This is a genomic window from Thalassovita mediterranea (genome assembly GCA_019448215.1).
In the GTDB taxonomy this organism is placed as follows: Bacteria; Pseudomonadota; Alphaproteobacteria; order Caulobacterales; family Hyphomonadaceae; genus Henriciella.
The window spans coordinates 2,302,838-2,325,363 of record CP080408.1; the positions used below are offsets into that span (position 1 = coordinate 2,302,838).

20 protein-coding genes are annotated in these 22,526 nt (G+C 61.0%); 10 read left to right on the top strand and 10 right to left on the bottom strand.

The window, feature by feature from the left end; all coding sequences use genetic code 11:
- The first annotated feature begins 228 nt into the window (after positions 1-228).
- Both KUV46_11335 and KUV46_11340 read left to right on the top strand, forming a co-directional pair.
- Positions 229-1,395 (top strand): aspartate aminotransferase family protein, encoded by a 1,167-nt coding sequence (locus KUV46_11335; GenBank protein QYJ02397.1) that lies wholly within the window; start codon positions 229-231, stop codon positions 1,393-1,395.
- Between the two features lie 245 nt (positions 1,396-1,640).
- Positions 1,641-2,435, top strand: a complete 795-nt coding sequence (locus KUV46_11340; protein ID QYI99933.1) for a hypothetical protein — start codon at positions 1,641-1,643, stop codon at positions 2,433-2,435.
- Between the two features lie 93 nt (positions 2,436-2,528).
- Here the strand turns inward: KUV46_11340 and KUV46_11345 are convergent, their stop codons facing one another.
- Positions 2,529-3,755, bottom strand: coding sequence for an acyl-CoA dehydrogenase family protein (locus KUV46_11345; protein QYJ02398.1), 1,227 nt, complete (start codon positions 3,753-3,755; stop codon positions 2,529-2,531).
- 184 nt (positions 3,756-3,939) lie between these two features.
- Between KUV46_11345 and KUV46_11350 the strand changes: the two genes are divergently transcribed.
- Complete coding sequence (locus KUV46_11350; GenBank protein ID QYI99934.1) at positions 3,940-4,398, top strand: MarR family winged helix-turn-helix transcriptional regulator; 459 nt, start codon at positions 3,940-3,942, stop codon at positions 4,396-4,398.
- A gap of 3 nt (positions 4,399-4,401) precedes the next feature.
- Here KUV46_11350 and KUV46_11355 read toward each other — a convergent pair whose 3' ends face one another.
- Together KUV46_11355 and KUV46_11360 are read right to left on the bottom strand one after the other, a co-directional pair.
- The gene (locus KUV46_11355; GenBank protein ID QYI99935.1) at positions 4,402-5,013 is read right to left on the bottom strand and encodes a glutathione S-transferase family protein; all 612 of its coding nucleotides are present in this window, start codon (positions 5,011-5,013) and stop codon (positions 4,402-4,404) included.
- An 84-nt stretch (positions 5,014-5,097) separates the two neighbouring features.
- Positions 5,098-6,090: a YihY/virulence factor BrkB family protein gene (locus KUV46_11360; GenBank protein QYI99936.1), complete on the bottom strand. Its 993-nt coding sequence runs from the start codon at positions 6,088-6,090 to the stop codon at positions 5,098-5,100.
- A gap of 81 nt (positions 6,091-6,171) precedes the next feature.
- Here KUV46_11360 and KUV46_11365 point away from each other — a divergent pair, with 81 nt between their 5' ends.
- Positions 6,172-6,366 carry a LapA family protein gene (locus KUV46_11365; protein QYI99937.1) on the top strand — a complete coding sequence of 65 codons (195 nt, stop codon included), beginning with the start codon at positions 6,172-6,174 and terminating at the stop codon, positions 6,364-6,366.
- 95 nt (positions 6,367-6,461) lie between these two features.
- Complete coding sequence (locus tag KUV46_11370) at positions 6,462-7,682, top strand: PDZ domain-containing protein (protein QYI99938.1); 1,221 nt, start codon at positions 6,462-6,464, stop codon at positions 7,680-7,682.
- Here KUV46_11370 and KUV46_11375 read toward each other — a convergent pair.
- From KUV46_11375 to KUV46_11390, 4 genes are read right to left on the bottom strand one after another with little or no spacing between them, the layout of a single operon-like run.
- The gene (locus KUV46_11375; GenBank protein ID QYI99939.1) at positions 7,679-9,289 is read right to left on the bottom strand and encodes a mechanosensitive ion channel; all 1,611 of its coding nucleotides are present in this window, start codon (positions 9,287-9,289) and stop codon (positions 7,679-7,681) included. The two genes, KUV46_11370 and KUV46_11375, sit on opposite strands and share 4 nt — an antisense overlap.
- Positions 9,280-10,302 (bottom strand): zinc transporter ZntB, encoded by a 1,023-nt coding sequence (locus tag KUV46_11380; protein ID QYI99940.1) that lies wholly within the window; start codon positions 10,300-10,302, stop codon positions 9,280-9,282. Before KUV46_11380 ends, KUV46_11375 begins: the two co-directional genes overlap by 10 nt.
- 51 nt (positions 10,303-10,353) lie before the next feature.
- Complete coding sequence (locus KUV46_11385) at positions 10,354-12,930, bottom strand: GAF domain-containing protein (GenBank protein QYI99941.1); 2,577 nt, start codon at positions 12,928-12,930, stop codon at positions 10,354-10,356.
- Positions 12,927-13,490, bottom strand: coding sequence for a biliverdin-producing heme oxygenase (locus tag KUV46_11390; GenBank protein QYI99942.1), 564 nt, complete (start codon positions 13,488-13,490; stop codon positions 12,927-12,929). The genes KUV46_11385 and KUV46_11390 overlap by 4 nt, the downstream gene beginning before the upstream one ends.
- A 239-nt stretch (positions 13,491-13,729) precedes the next feature.
- On the opposite strand from KUV46_11390, the gene argF reads away from it, so the two are divergent.
- The 4 genes from argF (at position 13,730) to KUV46_11410 (ending at position 18,111) form a co-directional block, all read left to right on the top strand.
- Positions 13,730-14,650: an ornithine carbamoyltransferase gene (gene argF / locus KUV46_11395; GenBank protein ID QYJ02399.1), complete on the top strand. Its 921-nt coding sequence runs from the start codon at positions 13,730-13,732 to the stop codon at positions 14,648-14,650.
- Positions 14,651-14,701: 51 nt separating this feature from the next.
- On the top strand, positions 14,702-15,958 hold the full coding sequence (locus KUV46_11400; GenBank protein QYI99943.1) for a Xaa-Pro peptidase family protein: 1,257 nt from the start codon (positions 14,702-14,704) through the stop codon (positions 15,956-15,958).
- Between the two features lie 91 nt (positions 15,959-16,049).
- Complete coding sequence (locus KUV46_11405) at positions 16,050-16,886, top strand: SIMPL domain-containing protein (GenBank protein ID QYI99944.1); 837 nt, start codon at positions 16,050-16,052, stop codon at positions 16,884-16,886.
- 124 nt (positions 16,887-17,010) lie between these two features.
- Positions 17,011-18,111: a Zn-dependent alcohol dehydrogenase gene (locus tag KUV46_11410; protein QYI99945.1), complete on the top strand. Its 1,101-nt coding sequence runs from the start codon at positions 17,011-17,013 to the stop codon at positions 18,109-18,111.
- On the opposite strand, the gene KUV46_11415 is transcribed toward KUV46_11410, so the two are convergent.
- Together KUV46_11415 and KUV46_11420 are read right to left on the bottom strand one after the other, a co-directional pair.
- Positions 18,108-18,854 carry an enoyl-CoA hydratase/isomerase family protein gene (locus KUV46_11415; GenBank protein ID QYI99946.1) on the bottom strand — a complete coding sequence of 249 codons (747 nt, stop codon included), beginning with the start codon at positions 18,852-18,854 and terminating at the stop codon, positions 18,108-18,110. The genes KUV46_11410 and KUV46_11415 overlap by 4 nt on opposite strands.
- Before the next feature lie 82 nt (positions 18,855-18,936).
- Entirely contained in the window at positions 18,937-19,680 is a 744-nt protein-coding gene (locus KUV46_11420; GenBank protein QYI99947.1) for a hypothetical protein, read from the bottom strand.
- Between the two features lie 265 nt (positions 19,681-19,945).
- On the opposite strand from KUV46_11420, the gene KUV46_11425 reads away from it, so the two are divergent.
- Complete coding sequence (locus KUV46_11425; protein ID QYI99948.1) at positions 19,946-21,187, top strand: AI-2E family transporter; 1,242 nt, start codon at positions 19,946-19,948, stop codon at positions 21,185-21,187.
- On the opposite strand, the gene KUV46_11430 is transcribed toward KUV46_11425, so the two are convergent.
- Positions 21,184-22,494, bottom strand: a complete 1,311-nt coding sequence (locus KUV46_11430; GenBank protein ID QYI99949.1) for an MFS transporter — start codon at positions 22,492-22,494, stop codon at positions 21,184-21,186. The two genes, KUV46_11425 and KUV46_11430, sit on opposite strands and share 4 nt — an antisense overlap.
- Positions 22,495-22,526 lie beyond the last annotated feature (32 nt).

The following is a 22,526-nucleotide window of genomic DNA, read 5'->3' on the forward strand; positions in this document are numbered from 1 at the left end:
AAGCGGCGCACATAATCGCCCAAACCTGTTTTGACCACTGGGCAACTGGCATGGCTTGCATGCAAAGTTGCAATTGAAACGGTTTTGCCCAAGCCAACTTCCTGCTCGCCTTTGCGGCTGCAAAGGCCCATGTGTTGACTTTGGAATCAGCCCCAGCCATCGAAGGCGAAATTCAGTCCCAACGCCCCAGGAGCACAAAGAGACATGTCAGATCCTCGCGCCCACATCATGCCCGTCTACGCCCCGCCATCGGAGGTGTTCGTGCGAGGTGAGGGGGTGAACCTCATCACTGAGGACGGCGACAAGTATCTCGATTTCGTCGCTGGCATCGCGGTGAGCTCACTTGGCCACTCGCACCCTAAGCTCGTCGAGGTCCTGCAGGACCAGGCCGCCAATCTCTGGCACCTCTCAAACATGTTCCGCGTGCGCGCAGGCGAGGAGCTTGCCGACAAGATGTGCGCGCGCACCTTTGCCGACCGCGTCTTCTTCACCAATTCCGGTACCGAAGCGGTGGAATGCGCGCTGAAAGCGGCCCGCAAGTATCACTGGTCCAAGGGCAATGATGACCGCATCGAGTTCATCACCTTCACGGGCGCTTTCCATGGCCGCTCGCTCGGCGCGATCAATGCCGGCGGTAACCCGAAATATCTCGAAGGCTTCGGCCCCGCCATCGAAGGCTTCCGCCAGCTTGAATGGGGCGACCATGACGCCCTCAAGGAGGCGGTGACCGACAAGACCTGCGCCGTCTTCGTGGAGCCTGTGCAGGGCGAGGGCGGCGTACGCGCCATGCCTGAAGAATGCCTGACGGGCCTGCGCAAGCTGTGCGACGAGACCGGCACGCTGCTCATCTATGACGAAGTCCAGTGCGGCATGGGCCGGACGGGCAAGCTCTTCGCCCATGAGTGGGCCGAGAACGCCCAACCGGACATCATGTGCGTCGCCAAGGGCGTCGGCGGCGGCTTCCCGTTCGGGGCCTGCCTGATGACCGAAGAGGTCGGCCTGCCCATGCAGCCCGGCTCCCACGGCTCCACCTATGGCGGCAACCCGCTCGCCATGGCCGTTGGCAATGCCGTCTGGGACATCATCTCTGACGAGGCCTTCCTTGCCGAAGTGCGCCGTGTTTCCGGCACGGTCAGCCAGGGCCTCAAATCGCTCGCAGACAGCCATCCAGACAAGGTCGAAGGCGTCACGGGCAAGGGGCTGCTGACGGGTCTCAAGCTGAAATCAGCGCCAAAGCCTGTCCAGAATGCCTGCCGCGAGAAGGGCCTACTTGTCGGCGTCGCCGGCAACAATGTCCTCCGTCTCGCGCCGCCGCTCATCATCGAGGATAGCGACGTCCGCAAGGCCGTCAGCGTCATGGATGAAGCTCTGAGCGAGTGGGAGATGGAGGGGTAGGGCTCTAACTCCCCAGTTAGGTATCCACCGTCCAGGCATTCGCCCGTATGGTTCGACTTCGCTCACCATGCGGGCGTTTTTCTGACCTCTCATGGGCCCGCATGGTGAGCGAAGTCGAACCACGGGCCATCGGCGCAATTTCAGAAACATGTAATAGCTTATCTCCTCTCCAACTCGAGAGCGATCGGCTAGACATGGATGCGGTGGTTCAACCATAAGGTTTCAGGCGTGATGGGAGCGATCAATTGAAACTGGACCAGATCCGCCTCGTGAATATGGTGCTGACATTTCTCGGCGCCTTCATATTCGTCAGTCTGTTCCTCTACATCACGTTTGCTCCTGATGACTTCGATCAGCACACGCGTGAATTCGCCATCGAGCAAGTTCGCGGGCAAGTCGATGAGCAGCTCGGCAATCTCGCCCAATCTGAAGGTGCAGACCGATTGTCGGAATTTGCCGGTGGCATTTCCAGCCGATTGCAGTCGCGCATCGAAGAGGCGAGAGACAGTCTTGATTCTGGTGTCGACCAGCTGATTGCAGACGTCCTTGCATCTGCGTGCAAGCTGGATTGCGAACGCCGCGATCAGGCGGCCGCTGCCGTCCGCGACGTTCTGAATAGCTCGATCTTGCGCAACCAGATGGCTTTTGATCGGCTTCAGTCCCTTGTCGTCGGCAAATATGATGAGGTGATGCACGAGCTTCGCCTCGATCTCCGCATCTTCACCGGCAGCAGTGCGGTCGCTTTAGTCTTTGCGTTTCTGCTGTCAGTGTTTCGCGGTCGGGCCGCAGCGCATTTACTGCCAATTTCACTATGCCTGACCACGGCGACGGTGCTCGCAGTGGTCTGGTACGCGTTTGGTCAGGACTGGATAACGACAATCCTGTTCAGCTCATATTGGGGCTGGACCTACAGCGTCTTGCTTGGCGGGCTCGTATTGCTGATGGTGGACATTGCCGCGAACAGAGCCCGCATCACCAGCTCTGTCATGAACGGTATAACGGGTTTGTTTGGCAATTCGGTTGCGCTCTTACCCTGCTGAGCGCAGCGAGGATCAGGCCTGACCATAACGGACACGCACAAAAAAAGCCGGCCCCGAAAGGCCGGCTTTCTCATATCTGGCTAAGGCAAGGACCTACTTCTTGGTCATGCCCTTCATGCCCATGCGGCCGATCTCGTTGCGGCCGACGACCATGTGGTGCACTTCGTCCGGACCGTCAGCGAGGCGCAGCGTGCGCTGGCTGGTGTACATGCGGGCAAGCGGGGTCCACTGGGACACGCCGGTTGCGCCGTGCATCTGGATCGCGTCGTCGATGATCTTGCAAACCTTCTCCGGCACCATCGCTTTCACCATGGAAATCCAGACGCGGGCTTCCTTGTTGCCGAGGACGTCCATCGCCTTGGCTGCTTTCAGCACCATGAGGCGGCAGGCTTCAATCTCGATGCGCGCACGGGAGACTTTCTCCTGGTTGCCGCCGAGCTTGATGAGCGGCTGGCCGAAGGCGTCACGGCTCATGCCGCGCTCGAGCATCAGGTCGAGGGCCTTCTCTGCGGCGCCGATGGAGCGCATGCAGTGGTGGATACGGCCTGGGCCGAGGCGCAGCTGGGAAATCTCGAAGCCGCGGCCAACGCCGAGCAGGATGTTCTCTTCCGGCACGGTCACGTCCGTGAAGCGGATGTGCATGTGGCCGTGTGGCGCGTCGTCTTCGCCGAAGACGTGCATCGGGCCGAGAACCTCAACGCCTGGTGTGTCCATAGGCACGAGGATCTGCGACTGCTGCTGGTGGCTCTGCGCGTCGGGGTCGGTCTGGACCATGACGATCATGATCTTGCAGCGTGGGTCGCCAGCACCGGAGGCGTAGTACTTCTCGCCATTGATGACCCAGTTGCCGTCTTTCAGGACAGCTTGGGTACGAACATTGCGCGCGTCAGAGCAGGCCGTGTGCGGCTCGGTCATCGCAAAGCAGGAGCGGATTTCGCCCTCGAGCAGCGGCTTCAGCCACTGGTCTTTCTGTGCCTTGGTGCCGACGCGCTCCAGCACTTCCATATTGCCCGTGTCAGGCGCAGCGCAGTTCATGCACTCGGACGCGAGCGAGTTCTTGCCAAGCTCGGCAGCGATATACGCATAGTCGAGGTTTGGCAGGCCTTCGCCGGTTTCAGCGTCTGGCAGGAAGAAGTTCCAGAGACCCTGGTCCTTGGCTTTTTGCTTTACGGCGTCGAGCAGCTCCAGCTGGCCCGGCGCGTAGGAAAAGCGCTCTGCGCGGCCTTCGCCAAGCTTGTGGAACTCGACGCTCATCGGGTCGACTTCTTCCTTGATGAAGCGCTTCACGTGCTCGTAAAGCGGCACGGTCTTCTCCGACATGCGCAGGTCATTCAGCTCATCGCGAACGCCCATTGTGCCGATTGTTGCGGTATCCATTTCCTGATCCTCCCAAAGATCGAGTGTTAAGCGGACATCTGCCCGGACAGGGTTGGGACTGGCCGAACAGTTGATTGTTTCACTAGTGAAGTATATCCTCCGGGACGAGGACTCGCAAGGGGCAGGAATGACGCACGACACACGAAACCCGCGAATTTACTCGCGCCTGCAGATCGCCGCCCAGCTGTATCGCAAGGTTGCAGATCGACAGCTGGTCGAGACGGCAGGCCTGACAGCGCCGCAGCTCGGCGTGCTGACGCGCGTCGGCGCGGCAAAGGCGCTCAACCAGACAAGCCTCGCGCGGGACCTTCGGCTCAATGACTCCGCGATCACAGCCATGGTGCGCCGCCTGATTGGTATGGGGATGCTGGAAAAGACGCGTAGCGAAAGCGACAGCCGGGCCTTCGTGCTCAAGCTGACCGAACAGGGCCAGACTGCGATCGACCGGGCTGTAAACCACCCCATCGCCATCAACCGCCGCATCGAACAGGAATTCGGCGCAGAGGCGCTGCTGCAATTCACCGAAAAGCTGAACCGCATCATCGCCCTCTGCGACGAGGAATCGATGGTCGAGGCTGAGGGGTAGGCCCTAAGCCTTTACGCTCTCGCGTTTCGACACCTTGTCGAACCAGGCAGCGACATTCTTGAAGTCGCGGTTCAGCGGCTGGCCGACTTGCTCGCCGAAGGCGAGGAAGCAGAAGAGCAGGATGTCAGCGAGCGTGAGCTTGTCGCCAGCGACATAGTCGCGGCCGGCCATCTGCTTGTCGAGAAAGGCGATATTGTCCTGCGTGAAGGCTTTGAGGCCGTCAGAGGCTTCCGGCAGGCAGCGCATCCGGTCCTTGAACATTGGCAGGCCTTCAGCGCCGCGGAAGGCCGTGGTCATGGGCTCAACGATCTTGAGATCGACCCAGCGTGTCCAGCGGCGCGTCTGGGCGCGTTCTTCAGGCGTTGAGCCGATCAGGCTGTCGCCGGGATTGGTCTCATCAAGATATTCGCAGATCGCGGTGATTTCGGTGATCAGCGAGCCGTCATCGAGAAAGAGCGCTGGCGACTGGCCGTGCGGGTTCTTCTCCAGATAGTCAGGCTGGCGGTTCGCGCCGACCATGATGTCGATGTCTTCTGTCGGGATTTCGATGCCCCGCTCGGCCATGAACATGCGAACGACATGCGGGTTCGGTCCGACTGAATTATAGAGTTTCATGGCGCGTCTCCTCGGGCGTTTCTTGTCTTCTCTGACGCGCGAGACTATCGGCGCCTGCCAGGTCGGCAAGCCATGACGCAGGGTTCAGTCAGCCTTCTTCTGGCGCCTGAAGCGCCTTGGCTTTTCAGTGTTCTCGGCTTTTTGCTTGGCTGTCTTTGTCGTCAGGCCGCGTTCCCGGCGGCTGATGACGCCGTTGACTTCGGCGCCGGCGCAAATCGCGAAAGAGGAGAGCCACAGCCACATGAGAAGCGCGGCGACGGCGCCAAGCGAGCCAAACGTCTCATTATAGTCGGCAAAGGCGCTGAGATAGAAAGAGAAGGCGACCGAAGCCAGCAGCCAGATGACGCCCGCCACAATCGCCCCCGGCAGGATGGGGCGCGCGCGGCTTTCATGGGCCCGAACGCTGTGGGGGCGGGCGGTCCGCATGAAAGCATAGATGCCAAGCAGGAAGAGGCTGATCAGGCCGAGCCAGCGAATGATGCGGAGCAGCGCGTCAAGAAACGCGCCAAGCTGAAGCGCTTCGATGATTGGCGGCACGGCGCCAATTGCAGCAAGCGAAATGATGGCAAAGACGATCGCGCCAGCTGTAAAGCCAAGCGCCAGCAGGTTCTGCTGGACAAAGCCGCGCTTGGCGGGTCGGTCATAGGTCACAGCAATTGCCAGCAGCAGGGCGTTGGCGCCCCGCGATGCCGACCAGAGCGCAACGACGAGCGAGACAAGCGCGCCCCATGAAAGGCCTGAGGATTGCGAATCCGCGATGCGGATCATCTGCGCCGTGATCAGCCGGTAAGCCTCGTCAGGCAGGAAGGTCTGCATGATCTCGAAGTACTCGCGAAGGTCGGCAGAGCTTGTAAAAAGCCCCCAGACCATCAGCGCGCAGGCGACGGCCGGGAAGACAGACAGGAAGGCGTAGAAAGCGACCCCGCCAGAAACCAGCGCCACATCGTCTTCGCCGATACGCCCGAAGGTGCGCGTCACGATGTTCACGACAGGATGGCCCCAGCGCTGGTAAAGCGGGGCGTTCCTGATCTTGTAGATAATGTCCGAACCAATCATCAGACTATCAACTCCGGCCATACCGGCCTGTTCCGGCGTCGCCTTGACGCAGGCCGCCCCCCGGCCAGTATTGGGTGAAGCTGATATCTGGAGGGAAGACCCATGATGAAAAACCCGAAAAACTGGCTCGCCATCATTCTCGTTGCGCTGATCCTGATCTTCGCGCTTCAGAACATGGAGCTGATCAGCGTCAACTTCCTTGGCTTTGGTTTTGAGACGCGCCGGGTCCTTCTGATCTTCATCTGCGTCATCATCGGTTTCGTCCTCGGCAAGACCATCCGGTTTAAACGCAGCTGAGCCGATAGACGCGCGCCACCGGTTTGCGCCAGAATTGATTGGTGAGGAATTTCGCAGGTTTTTTCCGGGCCGCACTGATGGCCTGCCTATGCACCGTGGCTGCACCGTCAGTGCACCATGGATACGCGCAAACATCCTCTGGACCTGCAAAAGACTTTCCAACTGAGGAAAAGAGCGACGCGCTGAAGGATGTCGAGGCGCTCTGCGCGCTCGTGCGTGAGCACTATGTCTACTTCGCGCCGCGCAAGAGCGTCTGGGAGGCGACTTGCGAAGCGGCGCGGGAGGCGGCCCTGACAGAGGCTGCGGCAACGCCAGCCGGGCACCTTGAGCTGCTCGAACACATGCTCGACCAGCTCTGGGACAATCACGCCTCGCTGAACATCAACTCCTCGACCTCACCGCGGCTAGTGCCATCGGGGAGCGATTACTGGCTTGATTTCGAAGGCGGCGATGCCGTGGTGACGGCGGTCCGGCCGGGCTCTGGGGCGGCCAATGCTGGTCTGCAAGTGGGCGACCGCGTCGTCGCGATGAATGGCATGCCTGTGTTGAGCGCGGCCAGTGACCGGATCCGGTATGGCCGAAACGCGGTTAGCGAAGCGCGGCTCAATTGGGCGCTGAATGCGCAGGCGGCGGGATATCGCGGCCAGATGCGCGGTGTCACCGTCGAGCGGGGCGGGACGGAGCTCAATCTGATCCTCGATGAGCCTATGCCTGAACAGCCCAAGGAGCCGGTCACCTACAAGCGGCTCGAAGGCAATATCGGCTATATCAGCATCGAGGATTCGCTTGGCGATGAAGCGGCCGTTGCCGCGTTCGACGCTGCGCTTGAAGCGCTGCAAGGCGCATCCGGCTGGATCATTGACCTTCGAAATACGCCGAGCGGCGGCAATACGGGCGTCGCAGAGCCGATGCTTGGCCGCTTTATTCGGGGCGTGAAACCCTATCAGAAGGCTGGTCCGCGTTGGGAAGGCGAGGCCGTCCGGCATGTCGCTTCACGCGGGCCTTGGCGCGTCAAAGGCCGGGTTGCCGTGCTCGCCGGGCGCTGGACGGGCAGTATGGGCGAGGGGCTGGCGATCGGCTTTGATGGCCTTCGCCGGGCGCGCGTTTTCGGCTCTCGAATGGCTGCGCTTGCCGGCGGGGTCGAGAGCTTCCAGTTGCCAGCTAGCGGCTGGTCGGTTCGCCTGCCGAGCTACGATCTCTATCATATCAAGGGCATGGAGCGGCATGTCTGGCACCCGCCATACCCCGTCATTGCTGACAATGGCGATGGACCAGATCTGGCGTTGCAGGCCGCCGAGGACTGGCTCAGCCGCTAGTCGCCAGCATCCCCGTCGCCATCGTCACCTTCGCCCGCAAGGCTCGAGGCGCCGCCCTCTGCCTCGTCGCGCAGCGGCGATGGCGATGACGGCGGCAGAGGCTCGGGCTTTGGCTTTGCGTCGCTGACACGCGCGCCATCCTTGAGCAGGGCGATCTCTCCGACATTGCGGAAATTGATATCGCGCTGCGGGAAGGGGATCTCGATCTCGTATTTGTAGAGCGCGGTATGCAGCTCCCAATAGTAGTCGGCCTTCACGCGCGATGGCTTTTTCACGGCTTCTTCGGTCAGCCAGACGACGAGTTCAAAGTCGAGGCTGGAGTCGCCAAAGCCGACGAGCCAGACTTGCGGCTCACGGCCAGGGATGCCGCTGAACGTCCAGGGCACGGCTTCGGCAGCCTCGAGCGCGGCTTTCTTCACCAGCTCCTTGTCAGTGCCATAGGCGACACCGAAACCGATCCGCATACGCCGGCGCGCATCGCGCAGTGTCCAGTTGATGACCTGCGCCTTGATGAACTCCTCATTGGGGACCAGGATATCGACATTGTCGTTCGTGGTGACCAGCGTCGAGCGAATGTTGATCTCCTTCACGAGACCCGTCACGCCTGACTGAAGCTCGATAAAATCTCCAACTTTAACAGAGCGTTCGAAGAGAATGATGACGCCCGAAATGAAGTTCGAGAAGATCGACTGAAGGCCAAAACCGATACCGACACCGAGGGCACCGCCAAAGACGGTCAGCGCCGTCAGATTGATGCCTAGTGTCGACATGGCGACGATGATCGCGGCGGCCATGAAGCCGACCTTGAGCACCTGACCCAGAATGCCGGCGATAGACGGATTGAGCGACTTGTTCGATTTCAGTTGGGACTGCGCCGCATCCCCGGCTATCCGTCCAAGCCAGAGCGCGACAACCGCGATGAAGATGCTCGTAATGACGCGCAGCAAGGTCACCTTGACGCCAGCGACCGTGAAGGCAGCGGCGTTCAGCGCGTCCGTGACAGGGTCAAGAAGGTGCAGGATGTAGAGGGCTGCGACGGTCCACGCCACGACAGCGATGGCCGTCTGCCAGAAGCCTGGCTGCATGTTCGCGGTCACAAAACGTACCACGATCCATGCATTCATGAGGCTTGCAGCGACACGCAGGCCTTCATTCGGGAAGCCGACCGCCTCGAAAACGGCGGTGGCGATCCAGAGGCCTATGACGGTGAAAGCGGGCCAGATGATCTTGGCGACCGAATGGGCAAGCCTTGTCAGGACATCGCGCGTCTCACGTGCATCTGCCCAGGCCCGAAGGCGTTTGGTCGGGTAGCGGGAGGCGACGAATCCAAGGCCCAGCGCAGCCAGCACGGCCAGAAGCTGCCAGAGCGAGCCCCATGAGATGAAGTTCTCCTGAAAGCTCTGAAAGGTCGAGATCGCGCTTTCGCGAATGTCTTCCCACTCAATGTTCGATTGGACGAAATCGCTATTGCTGCTTTCGCTGTTGTCGGCGGCGTCGCTGCCAGATCCGTCTTGGGCATCCTCCTCACCGGCAGGCAACTCCTCGGCGATCTGCTCGCTTGGTGTGGCTTGCCGGGCGAGGAATGAGGCAATCGTCATCAGAGCCATTTGAGTTTCCTGAAAATGAAGAACTGGAAGCCCATCAGGACGACCAGCGCGCTGCAGGTGATCCAGAAGGCATTGGAAGAATCGACGCCGGGCATGCCGCCGACATTGATCCCGAGAAGACCGGTCAGAAAGCCGAGCGGCAGGAAGATCGCCGCAACGATGGACAGCATGTACATCGTCTGGTTCATCTTGGCCTGCGCGCGATTATTGAGATCATCCTGCAGGACGATGGCGCTTTCCTTCGAAACATCAAGGTCTTCGAGATAACGTTTGAGACGCTCGCCAATCTCGCGGATGTCGGTGAGGTTGTCTTCCGACAGCCAGGGCGGCGGCGATTTCTGGACGGCCAGCATCGCCTCATGCTGCGGTGACATATAGCGTTTTAGCGCGAGGCAATTGCGCCTGATCGTGGCGATCTCGGACAGGAGTTCGTCGACGTCAGTGTCCTCATCCTCTTCCATTTCATCGATACGGTTGTTCATGTCGACGATGGAAAAATTCATCTTGATGACAAGCTGCTCGGCAAGCGTGGTGAAGAGGTCGCCAGCCGAGCAGGGGCCGCGTCCGGCCAGTAATTCCTGATGGATATCGCGCGGCGTCTGAAGACGTCTGCGGCGTAGCGTTATCAGCCGCTGGCCATCGCTCCAGATCTGCATGGCGATCATGTCTTCAGGCTCTGCGCCCGGATTGAAGTTGATGCCGCGCAGGACGGTGATCAGGCTGTCGCGCTCCCGAAAGGCGCGGGGGCGTGTTTCGTTAGAGAGAAGGAGTTCGGCCGTGGCCTCGCAGAGGTTCAGCGACTCGATCAGCCAATCGTCCAGATCCTCATACATCCGGTCGAGGTGGAGCCAGAGGACTTCGCCGGACCTCGACGGCACCCAATTCTTTGCGGTCTGCCAGTCAATCTCCGTCGCGCCGCCCCGGCCATCAAGGATGCAGCCGATAAGCATCGGGCCATCGGCCGGTTTGTCAGGGACGCTCGGCGTTTCTGTTGGAACGAGTGCAGTTGTCATCGCTCAAACTGTACGTCTGACGGGCCTAAAGGCAAGGAAGAGACGGGCTGATTAGTCCTTCGACATGGCAGAATTGAGCGCGTTCAGCAGGTCTGTCTTGTTGTAGGGCTTTTTCAGCACCGGCACTGACGGGAACTTTGAGGACAGGACACTGGAGTCGCCATAGCCCGTTGCAAAGATGAAGGGCGTACCATTGTCCTTCAGATCATGCGCGACCGGCTCGCTCGTTTCATTGCCGAGATTGACGTCGAGAAGGGCGATGCGGAACTCCGTCGAGGCCATTGCCTGTCGCGCTTCACGCACTGACGAGCAGACCGACACGGTTTCGGCCCCGGCATCACGCAGGATGTCTTCAGCATCGAGCGCGATGATCATATTGTCTTCGACTAGGAGAACGGGGCCTTGAAGACCGGATTGACCGGTTTCTCGCGCGGCCGGCAGGGGCGCGGCGGTCGTCGGCGCATACGCCGTCTCGACAAACTTCGACACGTGCTTGGATGGAATGACGAAATCAGCCTCAAGACCCGTAAACGCGTAGCGGACGTCGGCCGTACCGCCGAGCTCATGCGGGATCGACCTCGTGATGATCGTCGTGCCGAACCCCTGACGGGATGGGGCCTGGACAGCTGGGCCACCACGCTCTCGCCATTCAAGCGTGAGATCGTCGTCGGCCTCTGGCTTGATCGTGATAATGATTTCGCCGTCAGAATCTGCGAGGGCGCCATATTTGGCCGAATTCGTCGTCAGCTCGTGCAGGACGAGGGAGACTGTGCTGAACGCGTTTGGCATGAGAAGGACATCCGGCCCTTCGACCCGCACGCGAGAAGCCTTGTTGCCAAGATAGGCTTCTGTTTCCGTGCGGACCAATGACTGTAGCGAAGCAGGGCCCCAATTGTCTTCGGTGAGCTGGTCATGGGCGCGGGCGAGCGCATGCACGCGGTTTCCGATAATATTGCTCAATTCCTCGACGGAGCTCGCCTCGCGTGAGCTCTGGCCGACAAGGCCGCGGATCAGGTTCAGAATATTGCGGACGCGGTGATTGAGCTCTGCGATGAGAAGCTCCTGGCGCTCATTCGCGCGCATGCGCTCCTGATTGGCCTCGTCCGACATGCGAAGGACGACTTCGAGCAGGGTGACTCGAAGCTGCTCGGCCGCGGCGATCTCTGACTTGAGCCAAGGCACCGACTGACCGGTGACGGTCTGCTGCCAGGTCTCGAAGCTCTTGCGCGGGGTGAGGCGCGCGCCGTTCGGTCCGAGAGTCACGGATTTTTCCGGATTGCCGGCCCAGTTCACCTTGCGGGTAAATTCCTGCCGGAAAAGAACGATGTAGTCGCGCGGGCGGCGTGATACCGGAACCGCGAGAAGGCCTGCGGCGCGGTCGACATAATCCTGCGCAGGTGGATGCACGGCGCCAAGCTCATCCGTCGCATAGGCCCGGCCGCCGGCGGTTGTGTTCAGGAAGCGGATGATGCCCATGAATTCTTCGCGCGTGGGCGTGGTGCCCAGCGTGACGAAATCCCCATCGACATAGGCAGCAACGCCGTCATTCGGGATTACGGAACTCAAGGCTTCGGCAATGGTCGAGAAGTGGTCGCGCACCGACTGGCCGCCTGCCAGCTGGGCCATCAGCTTGTCATGCAGCACCTGAACGCGGCGGGTATGCTCGCTCGCTTCGTCAGCGAGCAGCTGGCCCAGCACGAAGGTAAAAAGCTGGGCGAAGAGTTCTGCGGCCGAGCGGATTTCGTAGGACAGGACCCGCGGCTCGTAATGGTGGCAGGCGAAGAGGCCCCAGAGGTCCTCGCGGTGGAGGATCGACACCGACAGAGACGCGTCGACACCCATATTCTTCAGATATTCGATATGTATGGGTGAGACGGCACGAAGCCCGCTCATTGAAAGGTCGAGCGGCTGGCCTTCAGGGCTGCGCTCTGGAATGATTGGCGAGACAGTTTCACCAACGTTCGAGATGATCCGCAGCAAGTTGCGGCGGTAGAGTTCGCGCGCCTGCTGCGGAATGTCGCTCGCCGGGTAGTGGAGGCCAAAAAAGGAATCCACGTTCGGGCTGACAGCCTCGGCGATGACTTCGCCGGACTGGTCGGCGCCAAAACGGTAGACCATGACGCGGTCAAAGCCGGTCAGCGCCTTCATCTGGCGCGCGGCAATCTTGCAAAGCTCGGGCACCGTCTTCGCCTTGCGTACCCGGTCGATCATCGGGCGCACATAGGAGGTATAGTCCGAGGTCATCTCGGCGCGCTGTGGCTCAATCTCGATGACGACCGACTGGCCCGACATGTGGACAGCGGTGTTGAACTTCTCATCCGAGCCAGTCAGCAGCTTCAGGCCGAAAAGACGCTCGACAGCGTCCTCGCCATCAAGACGCTGGACGCGGCTGCGGATATCCTGAAGCGCATCTGGCGCGATGATCTCTTTCAGCGGCTCACCGATGAGCGATTCCGGATCTTTCGAAAGGAAGTCTGCAACATTCACGGAGACGTGCTGAACCAGCCAGTCGGAATTCACGGCGATGAGGCAGCCGAATTGCTGGACGTGGCCGAGGATGTGGATGGGCTCGCGATCGCAATTGGTGAGGTCAATCTTGGTGTCGGGCGACACGGTATTACGGGTCATGCAGGGATACTGGCTTTCTGAACTGTGCGATGCGCTGCCTCAAACCAGCGAAAAGCGGTTTGAGCTGAGGCGATTATCTCTTTTTCTTCATCTTCGCTGCCTGTCCACAGCTTGAGCGTTCTGCTGACGTTTTTCCACATCTCGTCACTCTCTGGACAGGCAAAATAACGGGTGGCGGAGGCGACGTCGGGGTCACTGGATCTTTCAATGTCTGAAAGAAGTATGCGCGCACCGAGGCGCGACCCTGCAATTACATAGATCAAGCCAAGTGGATGAGAGGCGCTGTCCATCTCTTCGGTCTGATCTGCCGTGCTTGGCGTCTCATCCAGGGCGGCGAGATCGGACTCGATTGCCGCCAGCATGACAAGCAGCGTGCGGGCATGGGCGAATGTCTGGCGGCCGGGCAGGGCGGCGAGCGTCCGGCGCAGGGCAATGGCGTGCGCCTGCAGAGTTATGGAAAGGCCTTCGCGGGTGGCGATATCGTGCTGGCCAAACAGGGTATCGACCGACGCATGCGCGTCACGCGTTTCTTCGCGCAGGCGTAGCCTCAAATTCGACATCTAACTGCTGGCCCCTCTCCAATTCGTCACCAGTGTCTTTCGGCACTTATTCGACAGAGTCCAGCGCCACAAGCGAGGGGTGTACAGTACCAAATGTATGAAATCGTCTGGTGTGAAGATTGGTTCCAGTGGTCGTCTGCAAAATGGTAAATTTTGCATCCTAAGACGTTTTGCTCTACAGCGCGCGCTTCAATTTCTGGTGCATGGGGCGCCAAGCGGAAGGCAGGCAGGTCATGGCGATCAGGCATTTCCTCGATATCTGGCAACTGGAAGCCAGCGAGCTTCGCGAGATGCTCGATCTTGCGCATGCCATGAAGTCCGCCCGCAAAGGCTGGCCGAAGGGCCGTGTCGATGAGGGCGCACCGCTGGATGGGCATATCCTGGCGATGATCTTCGAGAAGTCGTCGACCCGCACACGCACCAGTTTCGATGTTGGCATCCGCCAGCTTGGCGGCACGTCGATTGTGCTGAACTCTGCCGATATGCAGCTTGGCCGCGGCGAGAGCATTGGCGATACCGCCCGCGTCCTGTCGCGCTATGTCGATATGGTGATGATCCGCGCCAATGATCACAGCGATGTCGAGGATTTTGCCGACGCCGCCAGTGTGCCGGTGATCAATGGCCTGACCGATCGCTCGCATCCCTGCCAGATCATGGCGGACCTGATGACGCTGGAAGAGAATGGGCTGGACCTAAAAGGCGCGCGGCTCGCCTGGGTGGGCGATGGCAACAATGTCTGTTCGTCCTTCATCCACGCCGCGCCGAAGTTTGGCTTCACGCTCGCTGTCGGCACGCCGGACCGTTACGTGCCGGACGATGACGATATCGAGCTTGCGCGCGAGCTGCAGGGCAGGGTGGAGCTTTACAGCAATGCCGAAGACGCTGTCGCGGGCGCCGACGTCGTGATCGCTGATACCTTCGTGTCTATGGGCGACACGGATGCCGATGAGCGGCTCGAGGAGCTGGAGCCTTTTGCTGTCACAGAAGAGCTGATGGACCTTGCCCAGCCGGGCGCGAAGTTCCTGCACTGCCTGCCTGCGCATCGCGGCGAAGAGGTCGATAGTGAAGTCATCGACGGGCCGAACTCGCTCGTCTTCGATGAGGCAGAGAACCGCCTGCACGCGCAAAAGGCGATCATGCGGTGGTGTCTGGACAAATAGGCGCGCGCCGTCAGAGTGCTGCCCGGTAGAGAAACGCCGGGAGGACTGCACATGCTGACGAAACGCGATCTGTTGAAGCGAGGCGGCGCAGCCGGCCTGATCCTCGCGGCAGGCAGTGGTGCAGCCCGCGCGCAGACACCTGAAGCCGGTGCGCTGCAAAGCATGGCAGACGGCGCAGAGCCGATCAGCAAGTCCGAACACGAAGCCCGCATCGCGAAAGCCCAGAGCCTCATGCAGGCGCGGGGCATCAAGGCGCTGGTCATCGAGGCGGGGTCGGCGCTTGTCTATTTTACGGGTCTTCAATGGTGGCGCTCAGAACGCTTTACCGGCGTCATCATCCCTCAGGAGGGCATGCCGGTCGTCATCACGCCTTACTTTGAGGAGCCGTCCGTCCGCGAGACAGTGAAGGCCGATGTCGAGGTGCGGACCTGGCACGAGAATGAAAACCCTTTCGCGCTGGTTGCGGGCGCGCTCAGCGACTGGGGCTATGAGGGTGGCAAGGTCGCGATTGAGGAGACCGTCCGGCACTTTGTCTCGAATGGTGTGGCAGAGGCTGCGCCCGCTTTCAGTCTCGTCTCTGGCATGAGCGTGACGCGCGGTGTGCGCATGTACAAGTCGCCTGCAGAGATTGCGCTGATGCAGACGGCGAACGACATAACGCTTGCGGCCTATAAATACATCTATCCCCGAGTGGAGCTCGGCATGAGCCAGGGTGACATCTCAGCCATGATGAGCGATGCGACCCGCCAGCTGGGCGGCGCGGTTGAGTTCTCCATGGTGCTGCTGAATGAGGCGAGCGCCTATCCGCATGGCACGCGTAGCCCGCAGACGGTTCGCGAGGGCTCTGTCATCCTGATGGATTGCGGCTGCGGGGTGCATGACTACGAGTCGGATATTTCGCGCACATGGGTGTTCGGTGAACCGACGGCCAAGCAGCGCGAGGTCTGGAATACGGTGAAGGAAGGCCAGGAGCTGGCGCTTGAAACCGCGCAGCTTGGCGTGCGGGCGGGCCTCGTCGATGAGACGGTGCGGGCCTTCTATGAGCAGAAGGGCTACGGTCCGGGCTACAGGACGCCGGGGCTCTCTCACAGGCTTGGGCACGGCATCGGCCTTGATGGCCATGAGCCAGTGAATTTCGTCGAAGGCGAGGACACTCCACTCGCCCCGGGCATGTGTTTCTCCAATGAGCCGGGCATCTATATTTTCGGTGAGTTTGGCGTGCGTCTGGAGGATTGCCTCTACATGACGGAAGACGGGCCGAAGCTGTTCAGCCCGTTCTCAAAATCGATCGACGCGCCTTTCGCCTGAGCGCAATACCCTGAAAACGCCTTAAAGTTTCCGCTGGCGAGCCACCTTCCTTTGTGCAAATTTCATTGCAGATCAGAAGGGGGATATCCAAATGCGTCAGACTATTCCGGCACTCGCAATCTTTGCGCTGGCCGCACCAGCCTTTGCCCAGGAGGCGGCGACTTTCAGCAAGCCATACTGGATCGACAAGCCTGTCATCGAGGCGATCGGCCGCGCCGAGCTTCAGGTCAATCCGAACCGCTCGACCTTCTCCGTCGGTTTCAAGAATACGGCCGCAACCGCAGCTGAGGCGACCCGGCTGGCCACGGCCCGTGCAAAGAGCGCCTATGATGCGATGGAGCGTGTCGCTGGTGAGGACCTCACCATTGAAAGCCGCGTCAGTGTCTCGGCGATCTATAATCAGGTCGAGGATGACGAAGGGAACCTGCGCACTGACTACTCGGCCGACAATATTCGCGCCTATGAAGCGACGGTGACCTATTCGGTCGGTGTGCGCGACCTGTCCAAGGCAAGCCGCACGCGCGCCGCAGCGCTCGCCATGGGGCCTGAAACGTCCAGCTATTTCAGCAACAGCCTTGAGCGCGACACCGATGTGCTTCAGGCCGCCTATCGCGCTGCCATCGTCGATGCGCGAGAGCGCGCGCAGCTGATGGCAGAGGCCGTCGGAGTCAGCCTCGGACGGCTTCTGGTGGTGCAGGAAGGCTCTGGCCCGTGCCTTGGTGAATGGCGCGGCTCTGAGGGCTATTCGCTTTACAGCGCGCCGCCGCCACCACCTCCGCCGCCGCCGCCACCGCCTCCACCGCCGCCGCCAGGCCCGGGCACCTCGCAGATCACCGATGACGATCTCGACGCGCTGGAGCTGCCAAACACGCCGGACCGGATGGGCGTCAGCGCCGAAGCCTGCCTCGTCTACGAGATCCGCCAGTAGGTGGAAGCGGCGTCGCCCCAAGGGTGACGCCGCGTCTGCAATGACAGGTCTCTGACCTCATGGTAGCGTTTTCTCCAGCTTGAAGAGGCTGCGCCAAAGCAGCCCGCAAACAGGAGGAAACCCCATGAAAGCTGCCGTACTGCGCGAGCCGAACAAGCCGCTGTCGATTGAAGAGGTCTCGATTTCCAAGCCGGGGCCGCGTGAGGTGCTGGTGCGCCTGAAGGCGGTTGGTGTCTGCCATTCCGACGTGCACTTCTGGGATGGGGCGTTCCCGCACGAACTGCCGACGATCCTTGGCCATGAGAGCGCGGGCGTGGTCGAGCAGGTGGGTAGCATGGTGTCGGCCGTGAAGCCGGGCGACCATGTCGTTTCCATCCTCTCGCCCTTCTGCGGGACGTGCGAGCATTGCCTGACGGGTCACATGTCGGTCTGCCATACGGTGAACCGGCCGCTCTTCCAGCGCGCAGAGGATGACGCGCCGCGGCTTTATGCGGGCAAGGAAAAGCTCAACCAGTTTTTGAACCTCTCTTCCTTTGCAGAGCAGATCCTGGTGCATGAGAACACGCTCTGCGCCATCGACCCTGAGATGCCGATGGACCGGGCCGCGCTGATCGGGTGCGGTGTGATTACCGGTGTCGGGTCCGTGTTTCATGCAGCCCAAGTTGAGCCGGGCTCAACGGTTGCTGTGGTCGGCTGCGGCGGGGTGGGCCTGTCGGCGATCAATGGGGCAGCGATTGCCGGGGCGAGCAGGATCATCGCGATCGACCTTTCCGACGACAAGCTGAAGATGGCCAAGAAGTTTGGCGCGACCGATTTCGTCAATCCGAAGAATGGCGATCCGATCGAGCAGGTCAAAGAGCTGACCGGCGGCGGCGTGCATTACTCATTTGAGTGTATCGGCCTCAAACAGACGGCCGAGCAGTCCTATCTGATGCTGCGCCCGCGCGGTGTCTCGACGATTATCGGCATGATCCCGCCGGGCGTGAATATCGAAGTGCCGGGCATTGAGCTTCTGGTGACCGAGAAGCGTCTGCAGGGCGCTGTCATGGGCTCGAACCGGTTCCGGGTCGACTTCCCGCGCCTCATTGAGCTCTACAAGCAGGGCCGTTTGCACCTCGACGATCTCGTCTCCGACCGGATCGGTCTCGAGGGGATTACGGGCGCGCTGCAGAACCTCAAGGACAATAAGGGCACGGTCGCCCGCCAGGTCGTAATGTTCGACTAGCTGGTCTCTGCCTTGCGCTGGCGGATATTGCGGCGGACGAAGGAAGACTGGGAGCGCTCTTCAAGCTCCATCAGCAGGGCAGGGTCGGACATTTCCAGCGCGGCATCGAGCGTTCGCTTGGTGACGCGCAGGGCGTCCGGCGCTGCCTGCAGCATCTCGCTCGCAAGCTGGTTGCCATAGGCGATGAGCTCTTCTGGCTCGACAACGGCGGAGACGATGCCATGGTCCAGCGCCTTTTCGGCGCTCATCGGGCGTGAGGTGAAAAGAAACTCGCGCGCTGCCGAGATGCCCATTGTGCGCTGAAGCCGCCAGCTGACGCCAAGCTCTGAGCCTGACAGGCCGATCTTGATGAAGGCAGGCACTAGCATTGCGCCCTTGGCGGCGACGATGATGTCGCTGGCGAGCGCAAGGGCGAGACCCCCGCCGGCGGCTGCGCCATTCACGAGGGAGATGATCGGCTGCGGGCAGGCGCGCATCGCCTTGATCGTATCGCGCAGGCGCCAGTCGCCGCGTGGGCCGTCCCGCAGGGCTTCGGGTGTGCCGCCTGCTTTCAGGTCTGCGCCCGCATTGAAGGCGCGCCCTTCGCCGGTGAGGATCACTACGCGGACGTCTTCGTTGCGCCGGAGGTCTTCGAAGAGCTCCAAAAGCTCTACCGACATCGGCTCATTGATGGCGTTCATCCGCTCTGGCCGGTTGAACTTGACCGTCCAGACGCCGTCGCCTTTTTCCACTTTCAATGTCATTGCCTGCTCCGTCATATCCTATGTTGAGGGATTGAGTAGCAGAGGCAGGGGCGCTGTCTAATGGGGACGCAAGGGCAAGCGGTCAGAAGCTTTTGGTGATCCAGAAGCGGAAGTCGTGATCGGGGGCGCGGTCGGTCAGGCCGAAGAGCGTGCCGAGCGTCCAGCCATAGCCGTTTGGCAAATCGCCGCTGATCGCCGGGCCAGCTTCCTGTACCCGGTCGTCGATACCGAAATCATCGGTGTTTCCGAGGTCGGTGAACGCCAGAAGTGCGATGTCGAACTGGTCCGTGGCTTTCCATGTCAGGCTGGACCTAAAGGAGAAATCGACCGTCTCGCGTGCACCGTCGCCAAGCTGCCGCGTCGCAATGAACTGGGCACGGGCGCGGAGAGTCTCAGAGAGGCGCCACTGATTGAGCCAGTTGACGCCAATGCGCTCGGGCCCCGGGCCGGTGGACAGGCGGGCATCAACGCGGATGCCTGTTTGCCAGATACGCGCATTCTCCGGCGATAGCTCTATGAGGTATTGGGCATTGAGGTTCCGGATCCTGAGATCGTCACCCGGCCTGTCTGACAGGTTCGCGAAGACCTTGAAGGCGGTGCGCTCATTGAGGGAAGCACCATAAGCGATGCGGTGTCCGATGCTCGCATCATCGCCGCTTTCGGCAGGGACCCAGCCCAGACGGTATTCAACCTCGCGCTTATCGGCTGACACCGTCGGACCAGACACGGAGGAGAGGTTCTGGGCGCTGGCAAACCCCGCCGCGGAAGAAACCGCAAGGACGGCGATCAGGAGAAAACGTAGGGCGGCGCGAAAAGCGTCTTGCATGGGTCAGGGTTTGCCTTTGGCCGGGTTTATGGATGCAGGGGATATGACGGTTTTGTGTCAGTGTGCAAGGTCGCCGCGAGAAGAGGGTTGTGGCGAGAGGATGTCTGGCCCCATCCGGCCGGGGTGGCCCGTCGAGATTGAGGCGCAGGCGGCGCGGCCCGCAGACAAGGCGCAGCACTCAAGGGGAACGCTCCTGCAAGTAGCCCGTTATCGGATGAAGCTCCCGGCACTGGCGCCAGGAGGTGGGCAATCCGGGTAGGGCGATTTGAAAAGCGGTATTCTGTCAGGCAAGGTCGAGCCGGCCACACATTGGGCCATTATCGGGCTATTTGTACTGATGGCGGTGGGCGCCCTTTCATTTGCCCAATCCTTCTTCATTCCAGTCGTCTTCGCGCTTTTCCTGGCCTTGATATTCAGCCCGGTTCGCCGGTGGATGAGCAAGGCAGGGATCGGACCCGCCTTTGCGGCGGCCATTATCATGACGGTCTTCTGCCTGGCCGCTTTCGTGACGCTTTACGTGATTTCCAACTCGCTCGCGACGATTCTCAGCGACGAGCCTCAGATCATGAACCGGATACAGGAGCGCCTGCAGGAGATTTCCGGTGTGCTGGAACCCGTGCGCGAGGCGGGCAAACAGATCGAGGAAATGCAGGCCAATAATGAAGGCCCGGAGCGCGTGGTCGTGCGCGAAGAAGGGATCTTCAGCCTGTGGGCAGAGACGACCCCCTATGTGCTGGGGCAGGCTGCCCTGGCCATCGTGTTGGCGACCTTCCTGATCGGGTCGGGCGACATGTTCTATGAGAAACTGGTCCGCGTCATGCCGACAGCGTCGCGCAAGCGGACCTCTGTGGGCATTGCCCGGGAGGTGGAGAACCAGCTCTCGACCTATTTCCTGACCATCTTCGTCATCAACCTGGTTCTTGGCATCGTGATCGCGCTCGCCATGTGGGCGCTCGGTATGCCGGACCCGGTCTTTTTCGGGGTGATCGCCTTTGCGCTCAACTTCATCCCCTATGTCGGGTCGCTGGCAGGGATTGGCTTTGCCTTCATCATGGCACTGGTAACGTTCGACAGCCTGTTCATGACGCTGGCACCGCCCTTCGTCTATTGGCTGATCAATACCGCTGAAGGCCAGTTCATGACACCTGTTGCCGTAGGCCGCAGGCTGAAGCTCAATGCGGTGGCGGTCTTCCTGTCGCTCGCTTTCTGGGCGTGGCTCTGGTCGTTCGTTGGCATGTTCCTGTCGACGCCAATGCTGATCGCGCTGAAAGCATTCACTGAGCGTACACCTGAGCTGTCATGGCTGGATACTTTCCTGCAAGGCCGCACTGAATGTGACCCGGAAGACAATGCCATTGTCAGCGAGGCGCTGGACGATGAAGGGTCAGATGTCTGCGCGGCGCCTGACGCAATTCCGCAGGAAGAGCTGGCGGAGCCAGAGGAGTCGACGGTCGACGAAATGGCTGACGACGATGAAGACGACCGGTTGGCACCCGCGATCACCTAACCGTCTTTCTCCTGCACTTCCTCAAGACCGAGACCTACCAGAACGGACAGCGCGCTCATCGCGGCGAGAACGCCTATCACGACCGAAACGCCAGCATATTCTGCCAGGAGGCTGAAGGCACCGCCTGCGGCCAGTAGCAGGCCGATGATGGTGTTCGACAGGGCGGTATAGGCCGCGCGCGTATCCTGTGTGGCCATGTCGACAAGGTGGGTGGAGCGACCGAGGCGCACGCCCTGATATGCAAGCATCAGCGCGAAGATAACAGCCGGCAGGCCCCAGACAGAAGTCAGCAGGCCGATGGCGTTCAGGGCAAGAGTCGCGGCAAGGGCAATACTGGCCGCGATGGCCGAGAAGATCAGCACCTTCCGGCTGGAGCGGTCAGCTAGCCGGCCCCAGACATAGGAGCTGAGCAGAGAGGCGCCCGCCGATGCGATGACGAGGAGGCCGAGGCCCCCGAATGCATTTTCAGCGTTACCATTTGAGCCGAGAGCAACCATGAAAGGCGGGGCAAGCGCAGTCGAAATTAGCAGGCCGCGTGTCGCAATGAAGCGGCGAAGCTGCGCGTCCTTTGCGAGAAGCCCGAAATTCTCCATGGCGGCCGCCAGCGGATTGGCGCCGCCCTCGGTCGCGCCCGCTTCTTCCTGCAGGGTGGAGAAAAGCACGGAAGCAAGAAGCCAGAGACCTGCAGCGACAAGCAGGCCTGCGAGAACCACAGGCATTCGTGAGAGTGTGCCGGTGGCGAGGATTGCCCCAAAAATGATGACGAAGAAGGCGGCGAGCGAGCTCGCCGTGCCGGTTGCGGTGCCGCGCCGTGCCTTTGAGACGGTCTTGCCGAGCACGTCCTTATAAGTCACCGAGCAGACGCTGCGGGCGAGGGCAAGGACGCCAAGTGCGGTCACGATGGCGATACCCGCAGCGGCACCTTCAAGGTAAATGGCGGCGAGTGCGATGGCTGCGGCGCTGAGGCCTTGGATGGCGCTACCAACGCTCCAGGCCCATTTGCGCTTCGATAGCCGCCGCAGGCTGGCGGCGGTCAGAAGTTGCGGCAGGAGGGCGCCGGACTCCCGGACGGGTACGAGGAGGCCGATGAAGACGGCAGGCGCGCCGAGTTGGGTCAGAAGCCATGACAGGACAAGCTTTGGGTCGATCAGGCCGTCGGCCGTCTTGGTGGCGCCGAGGGAGGCGATATGGGTGATGAAGTTGCGAGGCTGATCGTTGCAGGCGCTTTCGGGAATGTCGCGGCAGACGCGTCCGTCATCATCTGACGTCAGCATACGGTATGCCTTGTCGAGCGTTGTTTCGGACATGGCTTGGAATCTTCCTCCTGCACGGGGCCTCA

Coding starts and splice junctions, on each gene's coding strand:
- KUV46_11335 (QYJ02397.1), top strand. CDS start 229: ATGCCCGTCTACGCCCCGCCATCGGAGGTGTTCGTGCGAGGTGAGGGG.
- KUV46_11345 (QYJ02398.1), bottom strand. CDS start 3,755: ATGTCGGAGAAGACCGTGCCGCTTTACGAGCACGTGAAGCGCTTCATC.
- KUV46_11350 (QYI99934.1), top strand. CDS start 3,940: ATGACGCACGACACACGAAACCCGCGAATTTACTCGCGCCTGCAGATC.
- KUV46_11355 (QYI99935.1), bottom strand. CDS start 5,013: ATGAAACTCTATAATTCAGTCGGACCGAACCCGCATGTCGTTCGCATG.
- KUV46_11360 (QYI99936.1), bottom strand. CDS start 6,090: ATGGCCGGAGTTGATAGTCTGATGATTGGTTCGGACATTATCTACAAG.
- KUV46_11365 (QYI99937.1), top strand. CDS start 6,172: ATGATGAAAAACCCGAAAAACTGGCTCGCCATCATTCTCGTTGCGCTG.
- KUV46_11375 (QYI99939.1), bottom strand. CDS start 9,289: ATGGCTCTGATGACGATTGCCTCATTCCTCGCCCGGCAAGCCACACCA.
- KUV46_11380 (QYI99940.1), bottom strand. CDS start 10,302: ATGACAACTGCACTCGTTCCAACAGAAACGCCGAGCGTCCCTGACAAA.
- KUV46_11385 (QYI99941.1), bottom strand. CDS start 12,930: ATGACCCGTAATACCGTGTCGCCCGACACCAAGATTGACCTCACCAAT.
- KUV46_11390 (QYI99942.1), bottom strand. CDS start 13,490: ATGTCGAATTTGAGGCTACGCCTGCGCGAAGAAACGCGTGACGCGCAT.
- KUV46_11400 (QYI99943.1), top strand. CDS start 14,702: ATGCTGACGAAACGCGATCTGTTGAAGCGAGGCGGCGCAGCCGGCCTG.
- KUV46_11405 (QYI99944.1), top strand. CDS start 16,050: ATGCGTCAGACTATTCCGGCACTCGCAATCTTTGCGCTGGCCGCACCA.
- KUV46_11410 (QYI99945.1), top strand. CDS start 17,011: ATGAAAGCTGCCGTACTGCGCGAGCCGAACAAGCCGCTGTCGATTGAA.
- KUV46_11415 (QYI99946.1), bottom strand. CDS start 18,854: ATGACATTGAAAGTGGAAAAAGGCGACGGCGTCTGGACGGTCAAGTTC.
- KUV46_11420 (QYI99947.1), bottom strand. CDS start 19,680: ATGCAAGACGCTTTTCGCGCCGCCCTACGTTTTCTCCTGATCGCCGTC.
- KUV46_11430 (QYI99949.1), bottom strand. CDS start 22,494: ATGTCCGAAACAACGCTCGACAAGGCATACCGTATGCTGACGTCAGAT.